The organism is Sphingomonas sediminicola (assembly GCF_014489515.1).
Lineage (GTDB): Bacteria > Pseudomonadota > Alphaproteobacteria > Sphingomonadales > Sphingomonadaceae > Sphingomicrobium > Sphingomicrobium sediminicola.
The window spans coordinates 376,762-396,294 of record NZ_CP060782.1 but is presented as its reverse complement, the minus strand read 5'-3'; the positions used below and the strand labels follow the sequence as shown (position 1 = coordinate 396,294).

The window sequence follows — 19,533 nt, the reverse complement described above, 5'->3', positions numbered from 1 at the left end:
CAGATCACGCCGTAGCGGCGGTTGTCCGGGAAGATCTGCCCGGCGCGACCGCATAGACATATTCCGGCGACAGCACCGTCCCGGTTAGCCGCAGGTCGATGCGCTTTCCGTAGATCAGAGCGGAGAAACGATCTCCCGGCGACAGTCGCGCGGCCTTCGCGAACGCTTCGTTGGCGACCACTTCGTCAGTCGCGCCCGGGTTCGGGAGGCGGCCTTCGCGCAGGACGAGGAGGTTTAGCCCCTTCGGATCCGGAAGCGAATGAACCCGGGCGGAAACGGGCTCCGCGATCCCGGGCACGTCGAGGATCGCGCCAGCGCTGACGCGCCCTTCCGCATAAGCGACGCCCGGGATCTGGCGAACGGTTGCGATGGCCGACAATGGCGCCCGGCGGATGGGTGCGAAGACATCGGCGAAGCGATAGATGTCGTAATAGGACGCTCGCGTCGCTTCGAGCGACCGGATCATCCCGAACGACATGATCACCATTCCGACGCCTGCCGCGATGACCAGCGCGATTGCGACCGCCTGGGCTCGAAGCCGCCAGACGTCGCGCAAAAGCTTGATGGTCAGCGGCGACAGTCTCACCAGCGAAGCTCCAGCGGAGGCTTGCGAGCAGGATTGCTTCGGCGGTCGACGATCCTGCCGTCACCGAACAGCACGACATCATCTGCCATCTCGGCCACTACGGCATTATGGGTGATGATGAAGACGGTCGTTCCGATCTCGCGATTGATGCGGTCGAGCGCGTCGAGCACCCGGACTCCGGTGGCGCTGTCGAGCGCCCCCGTCGGCTCGTCGCAGAGCAGCACGCGCGGGCGCTTGGCGATGGCGCGGGCAATGGCGACGCGCTGCTGCTCGCCGCCGCTGAGCTGCGACGGGAAATGATCGATGCGATCCTGCAGGCCGACCATCGCCAGCGCTTCCGCCGGATCCATGGGATCCTTGCTGATCTGGGTAATCAGCGAGACGTTCTCGCGCGCGGTGAGCGACGCGATGAGATTGTAGAACTGAAAGACGAACCCGACGCTCTCCCGGCGATATTCGGTGAGCCCGTCGTCATCCAGGTCGGTCAAATTGGTGTCGAAGAAATGCGCATGGCCGGAGGTAGCCCTATCGAGCCCGCCGAGGATGTTGAGGAAGGTCGATTTGCCCGACCCGGAGGGGCCGAGAAGCACGAACATCTCGCCTTCGTCGACGTCGAGATCCACGCCCCGCAGCGCATGAACGGCCGCAGGCCCGGAACCGTAGGTCTTGGTCAGCTTCTCGATACGGTAGATGCACTGCCGCGCAGCTTGCTGGCCAGACGATGACTCGCCACTCCGCCTATGCACCGGCCGCCCAAGCAGTTTCAACGCGGCTAGGTTTATCCCGCAATCCGGCGCGGCCGAATAGGGGCAGCTACCTAGGTAGTCTCCACCGGCCGCTCCGTACCGCGCGCCTCGTCGAGAAGCTGCTTCACTTCAGCGTCCGTCGTCTGGGTGAAATCGACGTATTGCGAGCCGACAGCGTAAAATGGGTCGGGCGTCGCGAGGCAGACCACCTCGTCGCATTCGGGCTCTAGTTCCCTGAGCGAATCCTCCGGGGCGACGGGTACAGCAAGCACGAGCTTTGCCGGCTTTCTCTTGCGAATGGCCTCCAGCGCTGCCCGGACAGTCCCGCCGGTCGCGATCCCATCGTCGACGATGATGACCGTTCGGCCGTCCACGGATCGCGGCTCGCGGCTTCCGAGATATTCTCGCCGCCTGCGCTCGAGCTCCACGTATTGCTGCTCGGCTTCCCGCTGGATGTATCCAGGAGGAAGGGACAGCATTCGAACGAGTTGGGGGTTGAGGATGACCTGCGGCTTGTCGCCGTCCACGATTGCACCGATCCCCAGCTCTTCGTGCCCGGGCGCGCCGAGCTTGCGCACCAGAAGAACGTCGAGATCGGCCCCGATGGATTTGGCAGCCTCATAGGCGACCGGCACTCCACCCCTCGGGAGAGCGAGCACCAGCGGCTTCTGATCCTTGAACCTCGCAAGCGCCTGCCCGAGCATACGTCCCGCCTCACGGCGATCAGCAAACGGAAGCCGAACCTTCAGCTCAGGCGGGCCCAGATGCATGCTGAACCAGTCCGCCGCTTCATCGACGACCAGGTCGAGCGTTCCTGGTTCCTCGAAGAGGTGCGATGCGCCAGGAATTATCGTGAGCTTCTTCTTGCAGCGCAGCTCGGCGAGTGCTGTCCGATTGAGCTCGATGACCTGCGTGTCGCGACTTCCCACGAGAAGCAGGGTCGGAGCCTTGACGGACGGCAATGCCGCCATCGCAAGGTCTGGCCGGCCGCCGCGAGAAACGACCGCAGAAATACTAGAATCCGAAAAGCCCGCTGCGAGCAATGCCGCGCCGGCGCCCGTGCTCGCGCCGAAATAGGCGATAGGGAGGCCAACCGTCGCCGGCGAATTCTCGGCCCATTCGGTGACTTCCCTGAGCCGGCGGGCAAGCAGCGGAATGTCGAAGACGTTGCGGCGGTCTGTTTCCTCCTCGAGCTTCAGCAGGTCGGGCAGGAGTGTGGCGAACCCTAACTCCTGTAGCTTGCGGGCGACATGGTTGTTGCGGGGACTGAAGCGGCCGCTGCCGCTTCCGTGAGCGAAGATCACCAGCCCCTTCGCGTCCGGGGGCACGACGAGAAGTCCTGCCAGATGGCTCGAACCGACCACTACAGGCGTAGGGTCGGGGATTGCGATGGTGCCCATGACCGGCTCCTTGGTGCGGCTTGGCTAGGAGCCTCTCCCACAACTCGCCGGAACCAGTCAGTACGGATTCTTCCCTAGGATGACCCGGCGGTTTCTTCCTCGACCGTGAATTTCTCGGCCGCGCCCCAGCTGGTCGCGTAATCGAGAACCGAGACATATTTGCAGTTTGCCCGCATCAACGCCGTCACTGACGTCGACGGCAATTCGTAGTCCGTGAGATTCGGATGGCGCTCCACGAGCAACCGCCAAGCCTGGTCGCGCTCCGCCCTATCGACAACCTCCGATGCCGTAGCGCCGGCATAGACCGCCTGAAGCTCACCCAAATTCCGGGGCTCAGGCGCAACGGCAATCGAAACGCGATTGTCTTTCGAGATGTTCTCGAACTTCTGGCTTGCCCGAAAGATGAGGAAGTAGATGACCAGTCCGATGTTTGCGTAGCCAACGATTGTCGTCTGCGGCCAGCCGTCCGGGCGGACCGTCGATACGGCCATGAGCCTCTGGCCGTCCAATATTCGAATGGCCTTGCCCTCTTGAGCCGCGCTCATGCCAATTCTCCCTCAGCCAATTCGCTTCTCTGTCCCATTGCCGGGATCGTGCAGTTCCACTTCAACTCTCGTTCGATTCGATCACGCAGGGAAGCCGATGCGTCCGGCTCGCCATGGACGATGAACGTCTCGCGCGGCGGCCCCTGAAAGCCTCGAATCCATTGCAGCAACTGATCGGAATCGGCGTGCGCGGAAAGGCTGGTCAGGTCCGCGACTTCCGCACGGATCTCGATAAATTGTCCGTGGATCTTCACCTCGCGAACGCCGTCGACCATAGCCCGGCCACGAGTGCCTGGCGCTTGGAAGCCGGCGAACAGGATGGTGTTGCGCGGATCGGGTCCGAACGCCTTGATGTGGTGGAGCACCCGGCCGCCCGTCGCCATTCCGCTCGCCGAGATGATGACCTTTGGCACCGGACTTGCCGAGAGCGCCTTGGACCCGTCCGTGTCGCGGACGTAGGTCGCGATCGCGCACGCGTCCCGGCAAACCATCGGCTGCATTCGATGGTCGTCCATGTGCGCGCACAACAGATCGGTGGCATTGGTCGCCATCGGGCTGTCGACATAGATCGGAATGAGCGGAAGCTCTCCGTGCATCTTGAGCGCCCACAAATGGTAGAGCAGCGACTGGGTCCGGCCGACGGCGAAAGCCGGAATCAAGATCGTTCCACCGCGTCGAGCAGTCCGCTCAATGATATCGTGCAGCACCTTTTGTGTATCGATCTTCGGATGAAGACGATCGCCGTAGGTGGATTCGATCACGAGATAGTCGGCATGCGGCACTGGCTCGGGATCGACCATCGTCTCATCGCCAAAGCGGCCGAGGTCGCCGGAGAAGACGATCGTCTGGCCCGAAAGACGGATCTCCGCGGTTGCCGCTCCAAGGATGTGCCCTGCCCGCCGAAACAGCAGTGACGCGTCCCCGCCAAGATCGTGCAGTTCATGAAATGCAACGGGCCTGAACTTCTCAAGGGCGAGCTCGGCATCCGCGCGAGTGTACAAGGGAAGCGCGGGCCGATGGCGGCTGAAGCCGTGCCGGTTCGCGAACTCGGCGTCCTTTTCCTGAAGAAAGGCGCTGTCCAGCAAGATGAGACGCGCCACGTCCATCGTCGCGGGAGTCGCGTAGATCGGCCCGTCGAACCCGTCTTTCACCAGCCGCGGCAGGTAGCCGCTGTGATCGAGGTGAGCGTGGGTGAGCACGACCGCATCGATGCTCGCCGGCTCGACTTCCAACCGCCGCCAGTTCAGCTCGCGAAGCTCGCGCGGGCCCTGGAACAACCCGCAGTCGACCAGCAATCGGCGGCCGTCATAATTCAGGAGATGCTTAGAACCGGTCACGGTGCCGGCTCCGCCCAGGCTGGTAAGGCTCAGCGTCACGGTTTCTCCGTCGGCTCGGCTTCGATGACGGTCAAGCCCGTGCCGGTCGCCCCTTCTTTCAGAGAGTCCGCAGTGACCACGATCGTGGTGCCCGGCTCGAGAATGCCGGCGACGGCCCGCCGGAAGGATTCCGGCGCCTTGAACCGCTGCCATTCCTCGCGAGGGACCCGTCCGTCTTCGCCACCTTTCGACAAGGACACGCGCATCCAGTGCGGGCCTGCCGCGTCCACGGAGCGTAGCGCATAGGCCCAGCTTCCCGTAATCGGGCCTTCGACGGTGACCGGCCCCGATCCGATCTCCACACCATTCCGAAGCACGACCGCTCTGCCGTCCGCCACGCTGACGACAATCGAGATCGGCCCCGACGGCGAGCGCTCCGGTTGCCAGACGAAAGTTCCGCCCTCACTCCCATTCACTTCGCTGAATGGCTGGCTGGCGGACAGCGTGGACGCGAGCCGAGGGGTCGTAGGCTCGTCGGTAATCACCACCGTCATTCCCAGGCGTGTCGATCCATAGAGCAGTTTCGCGAATCCGATCGGAAGGCGGATGCAACCATGGGAGGCTGGATATCCCGGAAGGTTTCCTCCGTGCAGCGCGATGCCGTACCAAGTGAGCCGCTGCATGTAGGGCATCGGTGCATTGTCGTACTTTCGGGAATAATGCTCGACGTGCTTCTGAAGGATCGTGAACACTCCGGTCGGGGTGTCATAGCCGGGGCGGCCGGTGGACACCGTCGACGCACCGATCGGAACGCCGTTGCGAAAGAGCGTCGCGCGCTGGGTCTTAAGGTTGACGATCAGGAGGGTTGGGCCTTCAGGCGCAATCTCCGGAGCCCAGACGTATTCGCCTGCATGCAGCTTCTTGACGGTTTCGACGATCGAGCCCGATCCAAGGTCGACCCGCTGCGCGGACGCCCTCCGCCCCAAAGCAACACGCCCATTCCGATGGCGATTGCAACGGACCGGCAACGCGGCGACGCACCGTACAGGGATAGCGGCAAGCCAAACGCTCCTTTTCACTCCGGTCCGCTAATGCGGGCGGCATGCAAAATTCAGGATACGTGATTTTCCTGACGCAGGAGCGGCTCTTTTACGGAAGATTACTTATTCGAGACGCCACCCGATCGGTGCGAAACGGGCCGGATGATCAGTCGTCCCTTGAAAAGCCTCGCCCTGACCCTCGCAATCGCGACGGCAACGGCCTGCACCACCGCAACTCCATACCAGCCGTACAGGCCGGAAATGGCCGGCGGCGTTCACGGCGGCTACTCCGAGCAGCGCCTGGCGCTCGACCGCTACATCGTGAGATTTCACGGCAATGAACTGACATCCCGCGACCGGGTGGAGGGCTACCTCCTCTATCGGGCCGCCGAAGTCACCACCCAGAACGGTTACGACTGGTTCACCGTCGTCGACCGGCGAACCGAACATGACGTCCGAACCTATGCCCGACCGGACCCCTTCTACCGGCCTTGGTACGGTCCGGATTACGGCTACTGGCTTCCGTCCTGGCGTTACTACCGGCCCGGGTTCGGCTGGCACGACTGGTATCCCGGCTATGGGCCCTTCTGGGCGGACAGCATGGATGTGACGACGGTCGAGTCCTTCGAGGCGCAGGCCGAGATCGCCCTCGGCCGCGGCGCGATCCCTGCCGGTAACACTCGCGTGTTCGACGCTCGCAAGGTGATGGCGGACCTCGGCCCGACCATCGTCCTGCCGAAGCGCCCGTGATCCGGTCTCCTAGGAGCATTGCGTATTACGCCTGCGCCTTCGGCCCCTTACGAGCAGCAGCATGATCTGGAAGACTGTCCGACTTGAACTCTCGCCGAACGTGAGTTCCACGAAAGCATCGCCCAGCCGGGCATTCCTCATTCGCGTTCCCCTCGACGAACTCGGCGTCATCGACGCGGCCGAACTTGCGCGCGACCCCTGCGGGCGACGGTGCTGCGGACCTGGTCGTCCGAGCCAGATCAATTCGGTCACATCGAGCGCGCCGACGGGCATTGGGTGTTTCGCTGCCCTCGCAAACGGGGCGAGGATGTCTATCGGATGCCGGCTGTTCCACTCGGCCTGCACGATCAGGTTACCGTCCAGGATGCCAACGGAGCCACGCAGCCCTTCACGGTTGCGAGCATCGGCGGCACGAACCGAAGTTCCGCTCAAGCGTAGCGAATTTGATCTTGGGTGATATTGTCCGCGCCCATGGACCGGATCACGGGCGCCAGCTCAGTCTCAATGCGCGATAGCGAATCCCATCTTCGGTCGATCCTGGCCACCGTTCCCGACGCAATGGTCGTGATCGACGAGACCGGTCATATCCTCTCCTTCAGCGCCGCCGCCGAACGGATGTTCGGATACAACGAAGAAGAAGTGCTCGGCGAAAACGTGTCCATGCTGATGCCCTCGCCGGATCGCGAACGGCATGACAGCTATCTCGAAAACTATCGCGATACCGGTGAGCGCAAGATCATCGGCATTGGACGGGTGACGACCGCCCGGCATCGAGATGGCTACACATTCCCGATCGAATTGTCGGTTGGCGAAGCCTGGCTGGACGAAAAGCGAATTTTCACCGGCTTCATCCACGACATCACGCAGCGCCAGAACGTCGAGCGACGGCTGCAGGACCTGCAGTCAGAGCTGGCCCACGTCGGACGAGTGAGCGAGATGGCGTCCTTTGCTTCATCGCTCGCGCACGAGCTCAACCAGCCGCTCACCGCCATCGCCAATTATTGTGAAGCGGCCCGCGACCTCCTCGGCAATGGCTCGGACCGCGAGACCCTGGATACGGTCCAGGAGGCTCTCGACGAGGCCTCAAAAGAGTCCGTGCGAGCGGGGCAGATCGTTCGCCGGCTACGCAACTTCATTAGCCGGGGCGAGACGGAACAACGCGTCGAATCCCTCGGGCGGCTGATCACTGAGGCCAATGCCTTGGCGCTGGTCGGCTCGCGCGAACATGGGATCGAGGTCCAGGTCCAGCTCGATCCCGACGCGGACCTCGTGTTCGTCGACAGAATCCAGGTCCAGCAGGTGCTGACCAACCTCATTCGAAATGCGATCGATGCGATGATCGACAGCAATCAGAAATCGCTGATCATCCGAACCTCGGCTGAACCTCAGGATTACGTGACCGTCACCGTCGAGGATACCGGCCCCGGAATCAGCGAAAGCGTCATCGCGGAGTTGTTCCAGCCGTTCGTGACATCGAAAAGCGCGGGCATGGGCATCGGCCTCTCGATCTGCCGAACCATAGTCGAGAGCCATGGCGGCCGGATCTGGTTTGAAGAGCGGCCCGGCGGCGGTACCGCCTTCCACTTCACCTTACCGTCTGCGGGGAGTTGAGAATGAGTGACGCCGAGAGAGTCGTTCATGTGGTCGACGACGACGATTCCGTTCGCCGGTCCGTCGGCTTCATGCTCAAGACTTCTGGCTATCGGGTCCGCTCATTCGCGTCTGGCGTAGAAATCCTCAAGGAATCAAAGGCGCTGGAGCCCGGCTGCATCCTGCTCGATATCCGGATGCCGGGTATGGACGGTCTCGAAGTCCAGGAAGCTCTCAGGAGCCACGGAGTGCCGTTGCCGGTCATCATCATGACCGGTCACGGCGACGTTCCCTTGTCGGTTCGGGCGATGAAGGCGGGAGCGATCGACTTCATCGAGAAGCCGTTCGAAAAAGACGTCCTGATCACCGCGATTGAAAGCGGCTTCGCCGTTTTGAAGAGGGCGGATTCAGGACGCGAAAAGGCGAAGGACGCCGCCGTCAGGCTTCAGGTCCTGACCCCTCGCGAGCGCGAAGTGCTGGACGGACTAGCCCAGGGCCTCCCGAACAAGACCATTGCATACGACCTGGGGATCAGTCCCCGAACGGTGGAAATCCACCGCGCAAACCTGATGACCAAGCTGGAGGTCCGGAGCCTCTCCGAAGCCTTGCGTCTCGCCTTTGCAGCGCAGGAGCAGTCCTAGCGGCCTCAGCCGCCCGTGTGCCGGGCCTCGATGACCTGCTGAAGGTGGAGTTGCTCTTCATCGAGCAACTTGCGCAGCGTCGCCTTCTGCTCCTCGTCTTCGGTTGAGCGCAGCTGCGCCTTGAAGCGCTTGATGTTTTCGCGTGCGACGAACGCCTCCATCGCAGCCCTCCATTACCAGCCCACGAGTCGAGAGGTCGGCAGACTAGCACGGCCGGGACTCGCTTGTCAGTGGATTGGGCGTGAACGCAGGACGACGGACCATCCACCCGATACCAGCCCGATGAACATGCTCATCGCCAGGATCGAGAGGGGTGGCATGGCGAAGCGCAGCACTTCGAGCAGGAACGGAACCGTCAGCGAGGCGGTGACGAGCAGGACCGCACCGGCGACGATCGCCCAGAACACGGCTCGCCCCCGAGCCAACAGCGGCTGACCGAGCGAGCTGCTTTCGGCCAGCGCGAGGCTGAGGTGACCGGTAACGAGCGCAACGAAGGCACCGGCCCTGGCGATCTGCTCTCCAACGTTCGACGCATTCAGCCAAGCGTAGAACGCAAAGACCGACGCGAGCACCACCGTTCCCTGGACGATCGCCAACATAAGCTCGCGGCGCCCGAACAGCCGCTCGTCGCGGCGGCGCGGCGACCGCAGCATCGCGCCGGATTCGCTGCGCTCCCCTTCGAACACGATCGAACAAAGCGGGTCGATCAGCAGCTCGAGCAGCACGAGGTGCATCGGAAAAAGCATCGGCGGAAGGCCGACGAGGATCGGGATCAGCGCCAACCCGCCACCGGGATGTGGACGGCGGTGATGTAGGTCATCGCCCGGCGCAGGTTGGCGAAGATTCGCCTGCCGAGCGCTATTCCTCGGACGATGGAAGCGAAGCGATCGTCGAGTAGAATGAGGTCCGCTGCCTCGCGAGCGACGTCGGTGCCCCGCCGCCCCATCGCAATTCCGATATCCGCGGCCGCCAACGCGGGCGCATCGTTGATCCCGTCTCCCGTCATTGCAGTGACGTGGCCCGCCTGCCTGAATGCCTGCACGAGGGCCAGCTTTTGGCCCGGCATGATGCGCGCGAAGATGCGTGCTTCGACCGGCACGTCGGCCGCCTTGGCGAGGTCGGCTCCAGTGACCACTCCGCCAGTCGTTGAGATGCCGGCGGCTCGCGCAGAAGCCAGCGCGGTCGCGGGAAAGTCGCCGGTGATCATCGCGACCGACACGCCGGCCCGCTGCGCTTCAGCCAGCGCTTGGGGTACATCACTCCGCACCGGATCCCCGAAGCCCAGGAGCCCTTCGAGACGATAGCGGATTGCGGCGGGCTCGAGCTGCGGGTCATCTGCAAACTGCGCAGTGGCAACCGCCAGGACTCGCATGCCTTCGGAGCCAAGCTCATGGGCCGCGGCCTCAGCCCCGTCCCTTTTTCCTCATCGCATAGGGGCACCAGCGCCTCGTGGGCGCCCTTCGCGGCATAGAGCACACCACCGCCCGCAGTTGGCCAGACCTGGACGAAGGCAAGGAAATCAGGCCGCAGCGGATAGGACCTGAGTGGCGAGCCGGCCGGCCGCTCCGAACAGGCATTATGCACAGCAAGATCCATCGGATCGTGCGGGCGGAGCGCGGACGCCATCTGCGCCGCGCGCAAGACGGGATCGGCGCCGGCCGGCCGCCCTCCCGACAGCTCGAAGCGCTGGCCCGAGCGCCATACCGACCGTAGCGCCATCCGGTTTTCGGTGATGGTCCCAGTCTTGTCGACGCAGAGGAGCGTGGTCGCGCCGAGGGTCTCGATGACGGCAGACCGCCGGACCAGCACATTGTGCCGGGCCAGCCGAAGCGAGCCGAGCGCCATGAAGATCGTCAGGACCATCGGAAATTCTTCCGGGACGAGCGAAATCGCCAGCGTGAGTCCGCTGAGCGCGCCGGCCAGCCAGTCGCCCCGAAGCAATCCATAGACCAGGGCCACGGCCAGGCAGAAGCCGACTGCAAGCACGCCGATGATGCCGACCAGCCGGCGAACGTCCCGTTGCACGAGAGTCGGTTCTTCGACCGCTTCACCGAGCTCGACGCCGATCCTACCCACTTCGGTGGACGTGCCGGTGCGAACGATGCGCGCGACACCTTGCCCGCGCACGATCAAGGTCGCAGCGAAGAGAGAACTCGTTTCCGCCTCGCCGGGCGGCTGTAGCTCGTCCGACAGCAGCTGGGCGCCTGCCGGCTTCTTGGTGGATGGGCTGGACTCGCCGGTGAGCGCGGACTCGTCGACCTCGAGCGCGTCGCCATCGACGAGGACGGAATCGGCTGGAATCCGCCCACCCTCACCCAGCAGGACGATATCCCCGGGACCAGCTCGCCAGAAGGGACGGACCGCGTGACCCCGTTGCGAATGACGCGCGCCTGCGGCTCCGCCAGCGCGTTCAGCGCTTTCAGCGCCCTTTCGCTGCGTGCGTCCTGGAAGATCACCAGCCCAAGGGACAGCATTGCGCCAGCGGTCAGGAATAGGCCCTCCGCCAGATCGCCGATCGTGAGGTAGAGTGCTGCGGCAGCCAGAAGGAGCAGGAACATGGGCTCCCGAAGCGTCCCGAAGATGATCTGGTGGAGAGCGCGCGACCTCGGCTCGCGAACGATGTTACGGCCGTATCGCGCAAGGCGCGAAGCGGCTTCCTCCTCGGACAATCCATGAAGATGCGCCGCAAGATCCATCGTTGGTCGCTATCCGTCGAAGGGCGGTCCGAACTTACGTGAATATCCTGATTACGTTCAGGCCCGGAGATGTCGATGCTTCAGGACGATCGGTGATTTGCGCCGAGAGTCGGGAGACGATCGATGACGACACAGATTTACTTGGAGCCCGAGCAGGCCACGAAAGCCGCTGGCGGCCAGCGCGTGCAGGCAGGCGTCAAGACCATCCTGCTGCATGTCCAGAACGACAAATCGCTGGATTCGCGGGTGCAGACGGCACTGGCCCTTGCCCGTGCTTGCGAGGCCCATCTCAGCTGTGTGCACATCACGCCGATCGAATCCTACGTCGCGTTCGACAGCTTCGGCGGAGTCTTCGTCATGAACGACGTGATCGCCGCGGTCGATGAGGAGGCTGTGCGGATCCGCAAGAGTCTCCACGAAAAGCTGCGGAACGAAGACGTCTCCTGGGACTATGTCGAAACCACCGCCAATATCGCCAGCCAGATTGTCAGCAGGGCCGCGCTTACGGACCTTGTCGTGACCGGACGCGAGCCGCATCGGACCGATTTTGCCGGGCCGACGATCGGTTTGCTGGGCGAGCTTCTCCATCGAGCGCGGACGCCGCTATTCATCCCGGCTGACGACGGCACCCCGCCAGACCCGGCTGGAACGGCCCTGATCGCATGGGACGGAAGCTACGAAGCGGCGAACGCAGTCCGCTCGGCGGTCGGCCTCCTCAAGGTCGCATCGCAGGTGAGAATCCTCCAGATCCGAGAGAAGGCGGAAGAGGCGTTCCCGGGCACGAAGCTGCTTGAATATCTGTCGCGCCACGACATCCACGCCGAGCTGTTCACAGAGGAAGCCTCGTCAAAGGAATTCGTGTCGGACGCGCTCGTCGCCCACGCGCGAGCCATCGGCGCGGCCTATCTCGTGATGGGCGGCTATAACCACAGCCGGGTGGGTGAGTTCGTCTTCGGCGGAGTGACCCGCAGCCTGCTCAAGTCCTCCCCGGTCCCGCTGCTGATTGCGCATTAAAAGTTCGCTCACGCTCTGAGCGTCAAACCGCCAGCTCGACCCACGTGGGAGCGTGATCGCTAGTCTTTTCCCATCCGCGTGGCTCGCGATCGACGCCTGCCGCTTTCAGCTTCTTGACGAGCGGCGGACTGAGCAGGAAATGGTCGATGCGGATACCCGCGTCGCGCTGGAACGAGTTCCGCCAGTAATGCCAGAAGGTGTAGATTCGCTCGCCCGGATGGAGCTTGCGGATTGCGTCGGTCCAGCCCTGGTCGACCAGCTCCGCGAACTTCGCGCGCGCCTGCGGCGAGAAAAGCGCGTCCTTCGCCCAGCGCTCCGGCTTGTAGACGTCCAGCTCGGTCGGGATGACGTTGAAGTCACCCATCAGCATCGACGGCAATCCGCTGTCGAGAAGGTGCCTCGCATGAGCCTGCAGCCGGTCCATCCAGGCCAGTTTGTAGTCGAACTTCGGCCCCGGCCATGGATTGCCGTTGGGAAGGTAAAGGTTCGCGATGAGGATGCCGCAGACCGCGGCTTCGATGTAGCGGCTTTGGACGTCATCGGGACCACCGGGCAGGCCGCGTCCTGTCTCGACCGGCTCCCCGACACGGCTCAGAATGGCGACGCCGTTCCAACTCTTCTGCCCGTGCCAGATCGCCGAATAGCCGAGCGCTTCGATGTCCTTGGCCGGAAAGGCCTCATCTGTGCATTTCAGCTCCTGCAATCCAACGACGTCGGGACGGATCTCCTCGAGCCAGCGAAGCAGCACGGGCAGCCGCGAATTGATGCCGTTGATGTTGTAGCTGGCGATGCGGAGCGCGCGTTTCTTGCTCATCAGCGTGAAACCATCATGAAGGCTCTCCGTTCGATCGCGGGCTGAATCGGCGCCTTGTCGCGAGTCGCACAGGTTTATCCACCATTACATCCACAGAATTTATGCGGACCCATGCAGAATCCGCTGGAACATCCGTCGTCGCCAGCTATTGTTGTTATGTGCTTCAGGACCCGAAAGGGAAGCGAAGCATGGGACCCGCCAACTTCGGTTGGCGGGGTTTTCCTTTTGCGGCGCAATCGCCTCCCCCAATGAAATCGCTGCTCCACGCAACAGCAGTTGGAACCTGTTCCGACGGCGCGGGTTGTCGCGTCGTACTTCGGATCCGCAGATCAGCGTCATGATGACGCGGAACGCGGACGAAAGTTGGCGATCGGCGACCGGACGCAGATCATTGGATTAGAAGTACGGGAGCCCCGCCAGCCATCAGTGCCGGCGGGGCTCCAACGTTTCAGAGCATCTCCGCCTTCGCGCTCGCGAGCTGAAGCCGCCGCGAATTGTCCGACAGCGGGTACTTGTTTCCGTTCGCGCAGTTGAACAGCAGCGCCGTTTCATCGAGCGTGACCAGGCCGCGAGCGAGCGCGGCACGCCACCCCGCCAGGACAGCGCCACCTTCCGGGCACAGCAGCATTCCATCGTCGCGTGCCACGTCCTCGACCGCCTGCAGGATATCCTGCTCATCGACGGCGATCGCCGCGCCGCCGCTCTCACGCACCGCGCGCAGGATGAGGAAATCGCCGACCGCGCTGGGAACGCGAATTCCGGTCGCGACCGTTGCCGCGCCTTCCCAGCGTTCGGCGAACTCGTCGCCCCGCTCGAATGCACGGACCATCGGCGCGCATCCGACCGCCTGGATGGCGTACATGCGCGGCCGCTCGGGACCGATGAGACCGACAGCTTCCAGCTCGTCGAACGCCTTCCACATGCCGATCAGGCCGGTGCCGCCACCGGTCGGATAGAAGATCGCGTCAGGAACTTTCCAGCCGAGCTGCTCGACCAGCTCAAAGCCCATCACCTTCTTGCCTTCGAGGCGGTACGGCTCCTTCAGCGTCGAGCAGTCGAACCAGCGACCTTCCGCCGCGCCCTCGCGGATCAGCCGACCGCATTCATCGATCTGACCGTCCGCGACCCAGACGCGCGCGCCATAAGCGGCCGTTTCCCGCACGTTGATTTCGGGCGTCTCGGCCGGGCAGACCACCACGGCCTCCATTCCGGCGCGGGCGGCATAAGCGGCGAGCGCCGCGCCGGCATTGCCGTTGGTCGGAAGCGAGACTCTCTTGATCCCGAACTGCCTCGCCATCGAGACCGCCATCGCCAGGCCGCGCGCCTTGAACGATCCGGTTGGGAGGCGGCCCTCGTCCTTCACCAGCAGACTAGAAGCTCCGACCTTGGCCGCAGTTCGCGTCAGGGAAACGATCGGCGTCTCTGGCTCGCCCAGGCTCACCGGCTCGGCGTCTTCGGGCAGCGGCAGCAGCTCCCGCCACTTCCACATCCCGGCTTCACGCTGACCCAGGCTTTCACGGGTCAGCGTTCGTAGTGCCCGCTCGAAATCATATCGGACGAGCAGCGGTTTTCCCGCCTTGCTGAGATTGTGGGGCTCGCCCGCGGGATAACGCTCGCCTGTAAGCGAGCATTCAAGATGGGTCACATACATGGGCCGCCCCGTAGCCCGCGCGGTTCGTCGAAGCGAGGTTGTAATAGTATAACATCCGACGTACGCGTGATTCGATTCGATCCGTAGCAAATCAGGACTGATGATCTCTTCTCGACTGGCCCTCGCGGCAGCCCTCTCCTTCCTTGCATCCCCCGCCTGGGCCGAAACGACGGTCGCTGGGACCGATGTGTCCGCGACGAGTGCCACGTCGGGCGACTCTTCGGCTGCGACGGCCGACGCGCCGCAGCCCGGCAACGCCGATGACGCGCATCACGACCACAGCGACGACGTCGTCGTGACCGGCGTGCGCCGCAAGGCGAACGACGTGCTTGGCGGAATCTCGGTTCTCGACGAGGCGGACCTCACTCGCGAAGTGCGTCCGAGCATTGGCGAGACCCTTGCTCGCCAGCCCGGCGTCAGCGCGACCAGCTTCGGCCCGGCCGCGTCCGCGCCCGTTCTTCGCGGTCTATCCGGCGACCGCGTCCGGGTTCTCACAGACGGCATTGGCAGCCTCGACCTGTCGTCGTCCGGGCCGGATCACGCCATTTCCATCAACCCCGTCACAGCGGAGCGCATCGAGGTCCTTCGCGGACCCTCGGCCCTGCTGTTCGGGTCGTCCGCGATCGGCGGCGTCGTGAACGTGATCGACGCGCGCATTCCGCGCCGTCTTCCCAAGAATGCCGTCGGGGTGACCGCTCTCGCGAGCTACGGCACGGCGGCGAACGAGCGCCTCATCAACGGGTCCGTAGACGTTCCCCTCGCCGGCAAGTTCGTCGTCCATCTCGATGGCAATTGGCAGAAGAGCGATGACCTGCGGACAGGCGGCCATATCCTTTCGAAGGATCTTCGCGAGCAGGCTTTGGCCAGTCCCGATCCCGAAATCCAGACGCTCGCCGACCTCAAGGGCAAGCTTCCCAATTCCGCCGCCGAATCCAAGGAAGGCGCCATCGGCCTTGCCTATGTCGATGGCGGGCTGAACATCGGCGCGTCTATCACCCGGCACCTCGCGACCTACCAGGTGCCGATCCGCTATTCGCTGGTCTCGGGCGTGGAAGCGGAAGCGCCGACGATTGACCAGGAACAGACCCGCTATGACTTCCGCGCGGAGATTCCGGTCCGTGGATTCTTCAGCCAAATCCGTGCTCGCGGCGGTTATGCCGACTATCATCACGACGAGCTCGACGACACGGGCGCAATCGGCTCGAGCTTCTTCAGCAAGGGCGGCGAGGGCCGCTTCGAGCTGATCCAGAGCGAGCGCGCGGGGTGGGGCGGAACGAGCGGCTTGCAGTACCTCGACCGCAACGCACGGATCGAAGGCGACGAGAAGTTCCTGCCCGACAGCAGGCAGCGCCAGGCCGGGCTTTTCACCCTGCAAACCCTGGTTAGCGGGCCGCTCCGGGTCGAAGGCGGCGCTCGGGTGGAGTTCAGCAAGCTCACCGCCGACGCCGACGAGCAGCTCGCGACGCCCGACCGCTCACGCAACTTCACCACCTGGTCGGGCTCGCTGGGCGGTCAGTACGAATTCTCGCCCGGCTGGCGCGCAGGGCTGACCTTGTCGCGAAGCTCACGCGCCCCCTCGATCGACGAACTGTTCTCGAACGGCCCGCACGGCGCCAGCCAGTCGTTCGAAGTCGGCAATCCGAATCTCAATCCCGAAACTAGCGTCGGCGTCGAGGCCGTGCTGCATCGCCAGTCGGGACCCGTCACGCTGAATGCCAGCCTCTATTACAACCGCTTCTCCAACTTCATCTTCCAGGCGCCTACGGGCGAAACGGAAGGGATCTTCCCGTTTTCCAATATCTCCAGGGCCGAGCCAATTATTACGGCTTCGAGGCCCAGGCGCTGGCGAAGTTTGGTGAAGCGTTTGGCGTAAAGTGGAAGGGCGAGCTCCAGGCCGATGCAGTCAATGCGACGGTGAAAGACTATGGCCCCGCCCCCCTAATCCCGCCGCTCCGCATTCTCGGCGCGATCGAAGGCAGCCGCGGAACGGTCGATGGCCGGCTGGAAGTCGAACATGCGTTTGACCACAACCGCACTGCCCCGATCGAGACCGACGCGCCGGGCTACACGCTCGTGAACGCCTCGGTCGATTGGCATCCCTTCTCCGCCAATCCGGAGCTTTCGCTGTCGCTTGCGGCAAACAATCTTTTCGACGTCGAGGCGCGACGAAGCACGAGCCTGCTCAAGGATTTCGCGCCGCTTGCGGGGCGCGACATCCGCCTGACCGCTCGATTGGGCTTTTAGAAGACGAACGCCGTCCATCTCGGCTAAACTGACCGCGTGCGGCGGATCTGGATCTCGTTGGCAATCCTGGCGCTTGGCGCCGCCCTGGCGCTCGCGATCCTGAATGGCTGGTACTACGGCTAACCAAATGTGAAGCGGCCCGGCTCAAGGGGTTGGCCGGGCCGCCTCGCCGCTTGCTGGGGAGAGCGAGCGGCCGGGGAAACTTTTCTTAAAGGTCGATGCCCGCGGCGATGGCTTCCAGCTTGCGGACGCGTTCGCGAAGGTCGGCGACCTCGATGCGGTTGCCCGCGGGAGGAAGCATCCGGTCTCCTGCGGCATGGGTTAGCTCGAAACGCCTCAACTCGAGCCAGCCCTGCCATCCCTTGAGAGCCGCAACACTTGCTGCGCTCAGCCCGGCGAAGATGCCACCGGCCAGGATGCTAATCGTCAGCGGTTCCATCACTTCTCCTCCCGCAGCGCCTCGATTTCACGCGCCAGCTCATCATTGGTTGAGTTGATGTGGTCGTCGATCGCCATCAGACGGCGGTCGGTTTCGTCGAGCTGCGTCCGCAGGGCGTGAACGGTCGGGCGAACCCGGGCCACATTCTCCATGCGGTCGTAGTCGCTTAGCTGGCTCCGCTCGTATCCGCGGGTCGCCTTGTTGCGCTGGATGTGCATGTAGATGCCCGCGCCGACGTAGGCGATCAGAGCGAGCTTCCAGCTGACCAGGATCGCGGCAGCGACGAAGCCGATCCGGATGAAGGTCGGGTCGATGTTGAACACCTCGCCAAACGTCGAGCAGACACCTGCAACCTTCTTCTCACGGCGGTCCATCGAGTAGCGGTAGTTGTAGCGGGCCATTGCCCTTCCCCTTTCGTTCACTTGGTGCGTGCCGCGATCGCGGCCTTCATGGCTTCCAGATCGGCGTCGACCTTCTCGGCGGCGCGGAGCTCGGCGATCTCTTCCTCAAGGCTCTTGGGGCCGGTCATCCCCAGCGCTTCCGCGCGGCCTTCGGCGAAATCTGCGTGACGCTCGAGCACCTCGAACTTGGCGAATGCATCGAGCGTACGGCTGCCGTGCATCACTTCGCGGGCCTTGGCGCGGGCCACCGCGCTTTCAATCCGGGCCGCAATGGCATTCTGCCGTGCGCGAGCTTCACGAAGCTTGGTCTGAAGCTTGGTGATGTCCACTTCGTAGCTTCGCAGAACCTGCTCGATCTGCTCCATCTCCGAGCGAAGGCCATCGGCCATTTCGGCCGCCTTCTGCTTCTCGACGAGAGCCTGCTTCGCCAGGTCCTCGCGGTCCTTCGACAGCGCCAGCTCGGCCTTATCGTTCCAGCCGATCTGCAGCTCTTCCAGCCGGCCGACCGCACGCTTCATCTCCTTGGCGTCTGCGATCGAGCGCGCCGCGCTGGAACGAAGCTCGACGAGGGTTTCCTCCATCTCCAGGATAATCATGCGGATCATCCGGGCGGGGTCCTCGGCCCGATCCAACAGCTCGGTCATGTTCGCCGCGAAAATATCCCTAGCGCGGCTGAAGACCGGGCCGTTGAACCAGGTAGCGAGCTGCGTGCTGCCGGAAGTCATTGTTTCGGGCTCCCTAACCAACCGGGGCGTCCTCACCGGAATCTTCGCTTCGATGATCTCGAGTTCACGCATTGGCCGAAACTGCGACGGGGCTGGCGACTGCCTGGGCCGGACCGACCGCGGCGCTGACCGCGACGGAGCTCATCAGGAGCGCTGCTGCAAGAGCAGTAAGCGTACGAGCAAGTTGCGACTGACCGGACATTTGTAATCTCCCTTTTTGCCGGTCCGCTTCATCAGTCGCGGGCCGGTGCCAGGTACGATACAAGAGCCGTGCCAATCCCAGAAAACTGCGAAAAATGCTAAGACGGGATCCATTTCAGCGGCGAGTTGGCGGGATTTGCCACCTAGGCTTGGTGAAGATTCCCAACCGGCCCTGCGGGACCCGCGCGAGACCTGCCGCGTTGGTGCACCAAGCGCAATTCGAAAGGATGTTCAGATGTTGGGTAAGCTTGCCGGAGCGTATGTCGGAGAGAAGATGGCAGGCCGCAATCGCGGGCTGAGGGGCGCAGTCCTGGGCGCGGGCGTTGCCGCGGTTGCGCGACGCGGGCTCGGTCCGCTGGCGCTTGCGCTAGGGCCGGATGGGCGGCGAAGAAAATGTGGGACAAGCGGCGGGAACGCCGCAATCCGCACTATCCTTCGGGCGCCTCTCCGTCCTGAGTCTCACCGAGCGACGGCTCGATATAGGGCTCGACCTTCCCTTTGAGCTTCAGCGTCATCGGATTGCCGTAGCGGTCGCGGCTGCGGCCGGCCGAGACGCGGATCCAGCCCTCGGACACGCAATATTCCTCGACGTTGGTCTTTTCCTGCCCGTTGAAACGGATGCCCACCCCGCGCTTGAGAATTTCCGCGTCGCAATAAGGACTGCGCGGATCGAGCGAGAGGCGGTCGGGAAGTTCGGTCTTGTCTTCGGCCATGGCCAGCGCCCTAGCCTCGCG

Annotated in this window: 24 protein-coding genes and 1 pseudogene; 7 read left to right on the top strand and 18 right to left on the bottom strand. The window is 63.7% G+C overall.

Annotation, left to right across the window (positions count from 1 at the left end; all coding sequences use genetic code 11):
* Positions 1-4 precede the first annotated feature (4 nt).
* The 6 genes from H9L14_RS02215 to H9L14_RS02185 form a co-directional block, all read right to left on the bottom strand.
* Positions 5-586 (bottom strand): hypothetical protein, encoded by a 582-nt coding sequence (locus tag H9L14_RS02215; RefSeq protein ID WP_187709055.1) that lies wholly within the window; start codon positions 584-586, stop codon positions 5-7.
* Positions 583-1,353 carry an ABC transporter ATP-binding protein gene (locus H9L14_RS02210; protein WP_246444347.1) on the bottom strand — a complete coding sequence of 257 codons (771 nt, stop codon included), beginning with the start codon at positions 1,351-1,353 and terminating at the stop codon, positions 583-585. Before H9L14_RS02210 ends, H9L14_RS02215 begins: the two co-directional genes overlap by 4 nt.
* A gap of 50 nt (positions 1,354-1,403) precedes the next feature.
* A complete protein-coding gene (locus tag H9L14_RS15450) occupies positions 1,404-2,732 on the bottom strand; it encodes an alpha/beta family hydrolase (RefSeq protein ID WP_246444346.1) in 1,329 nt (442 codons plus the stop codon).
* 74 nt (positions 2,733-2,806) lie between these two features.
* The gene (locus tag H9L14_RS02195) at positions 2,807-3,277 is read right to left on the bottom strand and encodes a pyridoxamine 5'-phosphate oxidase family protein (protein ID WP_187709054.1); all 471 of its coding nucleotides are present in this window, start codon (positions 3,275-3,277) and stop codon (positions 2,807-2,809) included.
* Positions 3,274-4,653: an MBL fold metallo-hydrolase RNA specificity domain-containing protein gene (locus H9L14_RS02190; RefSeq protein WP_425506891.1), complete on the bottom strand. Its 1,380-nt coding sequence runs from the start codon at positions 4,651-4,653 to the stop codon at positions 3,274-3,276. The genes H9L14_RS02195 and H9L14_RS02190 overlap by 4 nt, the downstream gene beginning before the upstream one ends.
* Entirely contained in the window at positions 4,650-5,579 is a 930-nt protein-coding gene (locus H9L14_RS02185) for a L,D-transpeptidase (RefSeq protein WP_246444345.1), read from the bottom strand. The genes H9L14_RS02190 and H9L14_RS02185 overlap by 4 nt, the downstream gene beginning before the upstream one ends.
* A gap of 216 nt (positions 5,580-5,795) precedes the next feature.
* Between H9L14_RS02185 and H9L14_RS02180 the strand changes: the two genes are divergently transcribed.
* The 4 genes from H9L14_RS02180 to fixJ all read left to right on the top strand — a co-directional run bounded on the left by H9L14_RS02180 (position 5,796) and on the right by fixJ (position 8,614).
* Positions 5,796-6,383 carry a CC0125/CC1285 family lipoprotein gene (locus H9L14_RS02180; protein ID WP_187709052.1) on the top strand — a complete coding sequence of 196 codons (588 nt, stop codon included), beginning with the start codon at positions 5,796-5,798 and terminating at the stop codon, positions 6,381-6,383.
* Positions 6,384-6,593: 210 nt separating this feature from the next.
* Positions 6,594-6,821, top strand: coding sequence for a hypothetical protein (locus tag H9L14_RS02175; RefSeq protein ID WP_187709051.1), 228 nt, complete (start codon positions 6,594-6,596; stop codon positions 6,819-6,821).
* A gap of 33 nt (positions 6,822-6,854) precedes the next feature.
* On the top strand, positions 6,855-7,994 hold the full coding sequence (locus H9L14_RS02170) for a PAS domain-containing sensor histidine kinase (protein ID WP_187709050.1): 1,140 nt from the start codon (positions 6,855-6,857) through the stop codon (positions 7,992-7,994).
* A gap of 2 nt (positions 7,995-7,996) precedes the next feature.
* Positions 7,997-8,614 carry a response regulator FixJ gene (gene fixJ, locus H9L14_RS02165; RefSeq protein ID WP_187709049.1) on the top strand — a complete coding sequence of 206 codons (618 nt, stop codon included), beginning with the start codon at positions 7,997-7,999 and terminating at the stop codon, positions 8,612-8,614.
* Positions 8,615-8,619: 5 nt separating this feature from the next.
* Here fixJ and H9L14_RS02160 read toward each other — a convergent pair whose 3' ends face one another.
* The 5 genes and pseudogenes from H9L14_RS02160 to H9L14_RS15440 form a co-directional block, all read right to left on the bottom strand.
* Positions 8,620-8,775 (bottom strand): hypothetical protein, encoded by a 156-nt coding sequence (locus H9L14_RS02160; RefSeq protein ID WP_187709048.1) that lies wholly within the window; start codon positions 8,773-8,775, stop codon positions 8,620-8,622.
* Positions 8,776-8,841: 66 nt separating this feature from the next.
* On the bottom strand, positions 8,842-9,396 hold the full coding sequence (locus H9L14_RS02155; protein WP_187709047.1) for a cation transporting ATPase C-terminal domain-containing protein: 555 nt from the start codon (positions 9,394-9,396) through the stop codon (positions 8,842-8,844).
* Positions 9,387-9,881: an HAD-IC family P-type ATPase gene (locus tag H9L14_RS02150; protein WP_343070213.1), complete on the bottom strand. Its 495-nt coding sequence runs from the start codon at positions 9,879-9,881 to the stop codon at positions 9,387-9,389. Before H9L14_RS02150 ends, H9L14_RS02155 begins: the two co-directional genes overlap by 10 nt.
* Entirely contained in the window at positions 9,818-10,915 is a 1,098-nt protein-coding gene (locus tag H9L14_RS15445) for an HAD-IC family P-type ATPase (RefSeq protein ID WP_246444685.1), read from the bottom strand. Before H9L14_RS15445 ends, H9L14_RS02150 begins: the two co-directional genes overlap by 64 nt.
* Before the next feature lie 236 nt (positions 10,916-11,151).
* Positions 11,152-11,310, bottom strand: a pseudogene (locus tag H9L14_RS15440) (cation-transporting P-type ATPase); the annotation flags it as partial.
* Between the two features lie 123 nt (positions 11,311-11,433).
* Between H9L14_RS15440 and H9L14_RS02140 the strand changes: the two are divergent.
* Complete coding sequence (locus H9L14_RS02140; protein WP_187709045.1) at positions 11,434-12,324, top strand: universal stress protein; 891 nt, start codon at positions 11,434-11,436, stop codon at positions 12,322-12,324.
* Positions 12,325-12,346: 22 nt separating this feature from the next.
* On the opposite strand, the gene xth is transcribed toward H9L14_RS02140, so the two are convergent.
* Together xth and H9L14_RS02130 are read right to left on the bottom strand one after the other, a co-directional pair.
* Entirely contained in the window at positions 12,347-13,138 is a 792-nt protein-coding gene (gene xth / locus H9L14_RS02135) for an exodeoxyribonuclease III (RefSeq protein WP_187709044.1), read from the bottom strand.
* Between the two features lie 448 nt (positions 13,139-13,586).
* Positions 13,587-14,789 (bottom strand): threonine synthase, encoded by a 1,203-nt coding sequence (locus H9L14_RS02130; RefSeq protein ID WP_187709043.1) that lies wholly within the window; start codon positions 14,787-14,789, stop codon positions 13,587-13,589.
* 100 nt (positions 14,790-14,889) lie between these two features.
* On the opposite strand from H9L14_RS02130, the gene H9L14_RS02125 reads away from it, so the two are divergent.
* Both H9L14_RS02125 and H9L14_RS02120 read left to right on the top strand, forming a co-directional pair.
* Positions 14,890-16,662, top strand: coding sequence for a TonB-dependent receptor (locus H9L14_RS02125; protein ID WP_187709042.1), 1,773 nt, complete (start codon positions 14,890-14,892; stop codon positions 16,660-16,662).
* A 41-nt stretch (positions 16,663-16,703) separates the two neighbouring features.
* Positions 16,704-17,033: a hypothetical protein gene (locus H9L14_RS02120; RefSeq protein ID WP_343070212.1), complete on the top strand. Its 330-nt coding sequence runs from the start codon at positions 16,704-16,706 to the stop codon at positions 17,031-17,033.
* 208 nt (positions 17,034-17,241) lie between these two features.
* On the opposite strand, the gene H9L14_RS02115 is transcribed toward H9L14_RS02120, so the two are convergent.
* The 5 genes from H9L14_RS02115 to H9L14_RS02095 form a co-directional block, all read right to left on the bottom strand.
* On the bottom strand, positions 17,242-17,475 hold the full coding sequence (locus H9L14_RS02115; protein WP_425506890.1) for a hypothetical protein: 234 nt from the start codon (positions 17,473-17,475) through the stop codon (positions 17,242-17,244).
* Positions 17,472-17,873: a PspC domain-containing protein gene (locus H9L14_RS02110; protein ID WP_187709040.1), complete on the bottom strand. Its 402-nt coding sequence runs from the start codon at positions 17,871-17,873 to the stop codon at positions 17,472-17,474. Before H9L14_RS02110 ends, H9L14_RS02115 begins: the two co-directional genes overlap by 4 nt.
* Before the next feature lie 17 nt (positions 17,874-17,890).
* Positions 17,891-18,598 carry a phage shock protein PspA gene (pspA, locus tag H9L14_RS02105; protein ID WP_187709039.1) on the bottom strand — a complete coding sequence of 236 codons (708 nt, stop codon included), beginning with the start codon at positions 18,596-18,598 and terminating at the stop codon, positions 17,891-17,893.
* A 64-nt stretch (positions 18,599-18,662) separates the two neighbouring features.
* Positions 18,663-18,800, bottom strand: a complete 138-nt coding sequence (locus H9L14_RS02100) for a hypothetical protein (protein ID WP_187709038.1) — start codon at positions 18,798-18,800, stop codon at positions 18,663-18,665.
* 427 nt (positions 18,801-19,227) lie between these two features.
* The gene (locus H9L14_RS02095; RefSeq protein WP_187709037.1) at positions 19,228-19,512 is read right to left on the bottom strand and encodes a DUF3297 family protein; all 285 of its coding nucleotides are present in this window, start codon (positions 19,510-19,512) and stop codon (positions 19,228-19,230) included.
* Positions 19,513-19,533 lie beyond the last annotated feature (21 nt).